This is a genomic window from Mesorhizobium sp. M7A.F.Ca.ET.027.02.1.1 (genome assembly GCF_004022985.1).
In the GTDB taxonomy this organism is placed as follows: Bacteria; Pseudomonadota; Alphaproteobacteria; order Rhizobiales; family Rhizobiaceae; genus Mesorhizobium.
The window spans coordinates 1-2,171 of sequence record NZ_RZOL01000643.1 but is presented as its reverse complement, the minus strand read 5'-3'; the positions used below and the strand labels follow the sequence as shown (position 1 = coordinate 2,171).

Genomic DNA, 2,171 nt, shown 5'->3' with positions numbered 1-2,171 from the left:
ATTGTGGGCTATGCGGAACAGCCAGCCCTCCGGATTGGCGATCGGGCCGGCATCCGGCAGCGCCTCGAACCCCTTGGCCAGGGCTTCCTGCAGCACGTCCTCGCCGTCGATGGCCGAGCCGGTCATGCGGGCGCAATAGCGATGCAGTTTTGGACGCATTTCGCCGAACAGGCGGGCAAAAGGTTCGCGGATCTCGCCGGGGATAGTCATGCGCCTCTGTTCGCCGTTATTGGTCCAGCATCCGGTAGTGGCCCACCACGGTCATTTCCTCGCGCTGCGGACGCTCGATCAAGCGATCCCTGATGCCGCTCTGAAAGGCCTCGAATGCCGCCAGCCCGGTGATAATGTCGGCATGGGCCTCGGTTTTCGTCTCTACCATATGGATAAAGGTCCCGTCGTCGGACCGCCATGTCATGTAGCGAACGCCGTCCGGCGATTTTTCCCGCAGCTCCTGGAACACGGCCTTGACCAACCGTTCATTCTCATCGGTCCGTTCCGGTTTCGTCTTGTAGCGTATCAGGTGTCGTTTCATCGCAGTTGTCCTCTTGGTTGCCCTGGTCTTTGAGAGTGTTCATCCTCAAGACGTTGTCGGGGGGCGAAAGGATTCGGGCGCCGAAAAATAATTCGTGTCGCCCGCAAGACGCCGGAGCGCTCACTCGCGATCGAGCAGACGCCGCAGCATCGGTTCGATACGCGACAGTTCGTCGAGATGCGCCGCCGACAGCTCGGCCAGACAATCGTCGGCGCGCTCGGTCAGCTGCAGCAGCACACGGCGGTGGTCATCCTTGTCCTGATCCCTTGTGACCAGCCCAGCTTCGCCGAGGCGGTTGACCAGTTCGACGGCGCTGTGGTGGCGGATGCGCAGGCGCTCCGCGAGATCGCCAACCGTCACCGGGCCGCCGCCGGGGAATCCCTTGATCGCCAGCAGCGCCTGATGCTGGCGCGGGGTCAGGCCGGCGTCTTCCGCCTGGACCTGGCTGAATTCTAGGAACCGGCGGATCAGGTAGCGAAACTCCGACAGCCGCTGGTAATCGGCCTGGCTGATGGCGGGGCGTGGTTTTTGTGGCTGCGACATATCAGACATGTGTTCGTTTTCCGGCGAAAGCTCAAACGGATTTCGGGCGAAACCGGCTTGAATATTTATATCGTGTTACGATACCTAGCAACCGATAAACCCGGCTGGCCGCTTCGACCGTGCCGCATCTCAGACACACGGCCCGCCGCCAGGAAGCAATTTTGCCATGAAGACCCCTCATTCGAATCCGGAGCACCTGCGCGATTTCACCACGGATGCCAGGGTGCTGCTCGTCGCCGCTATTGCCGTGGTGGTGGCGACAGCCGGGTTGTTTGCCGGCATCGCGCTTTTGAAGCTGATCCGGCTGGCCACCAACATCGCCTATTTCGGCCAGTTCTCGCTTGCCGACCTGAAGCTTGAGGACACACCGCTTGGGCTTGCCGCCGTCATCGTCCCGGTGATTGGTGCGCTGATCATCGGCCTGATGGCGCGCTTCGGCAGCGAGAAGATCCGCGGCCATGGCATTCCCGAGGCCATCGAGGCGATCCTGCTCGGGCGCTCAAAACTCGACGCCAAGGTGGCGATCCTGAAGCCGCTGTCGTCGGCGATCTCGATCGGCTCCGGTGGACCGTTCGGCGCCGAAGGGCCGATCATCATGACAGGCGGCGCGATCGGCTCGCTGATCGCGCAGATGCTGCCGGTCAGCGACAACGCGCGCAAGACGCTGTTGGTGGCTGGTGCGGCAGCAGGCATGACCACGGTGTTCGGAACCCCGATCGCCGCCATCATGCTGGCCGTCGAACTGCTGCTATTCGAATGGACCCCGCGCAGCTTCATTCCGGTGGCGGTCGCGGCTGTTATCGCCGAGGTCGAGCGCACCATGCTGCATCTGCCCGGGCCGATCTTCCCGTTTCAGGGCGGCATGGCGGTTTCGTTCACCGGGCTTGGCGGCTGGGTTCTGGTTGGCATCTGCGCCGGCCTGCTATCGGGGCTTTTGACGCAGATGGTCTATGCCTGCGAGGACGGTTTTCAGAAGCTGCCGATCCACTGGATGTGGTGGCCTATGATCGGCGGTCTGGTGGTCGGCATAGGCGGGCTGATCGAACCGCAGGCGCTCGGCGTCGGCTATGACAACATCACCGACATGCTGGATGGC

The 2,171-nt window shown here is 62.6% G+C and carries 4 protein-coding genes; 1 reads left to right on the top strand and 3 read right to left on the bottom strand.

The window, feature by feature from the left end; genetic code table 11:
• The 3 genes from EN749_RS34610 to EN749_RS34600 all read right to left on the bottom strand — a co-directional run.
• On the bottom strand, positions 1 to 210 hold a 210-nt coding region (locus EN749_RS34610; protein ID WP_145991143.1), incomplete at its 3' end, for an RNA polymerase sigma factor.
• A 16-nt stretch (positions 211 to 226) separates the two neighbouring features.
• Positions 227 to 532, bottom strand: a complete 306-nt coding sequence (locus EN749_RS34605; RefSeq protein WP_127810026.1) for a hypothetical protein — start codon at positions 530 to 532, stop codon at positions 227 to 229.
• Positions 533 to 652: 120 nt separating this feature from the next.
• Positions 653 to 1,084: a helix-turn-helix domain-containing protein gene (locus EN749_RS34600; protein WP_127396241.1), complete on the bottom strand. Its 432-nt coding sequence runs from the start codon at positions 1,082 to 1,084 to the stop codon at positions 653 to 655.
• A 157-nt stretch (positions 1,085 to 1,241) separates the two neighbouring features.
• Between EN749_RS34600 and EN749_RS34595 the strand changes: the two genes are divergently transcribed.
• Positions 1,242 to 2,171: chloride channel protein (locus EN749_RS34595; protein WP_145991142.1), on the top strand; the 930-nt coding region annotated here is incomplete at its 3' end.

Excerpts from the sequence above, each read along its gene's own strand:
- EN749_RS34605 (WP_127810026.1), bottom strand. The coding sequence starts at position 532 with ATGAAACGACACCTGATACGCTACAAGACGAAACCGGAACGGACCGAT.
- EN749_RS34600 (WP_127396241.1), bottom strand. The coding sequence starts at position 1,084 with ATGTCTGATATGTCGCAGCCACAAAAACCACGCCCCGCCATCAGCCAG.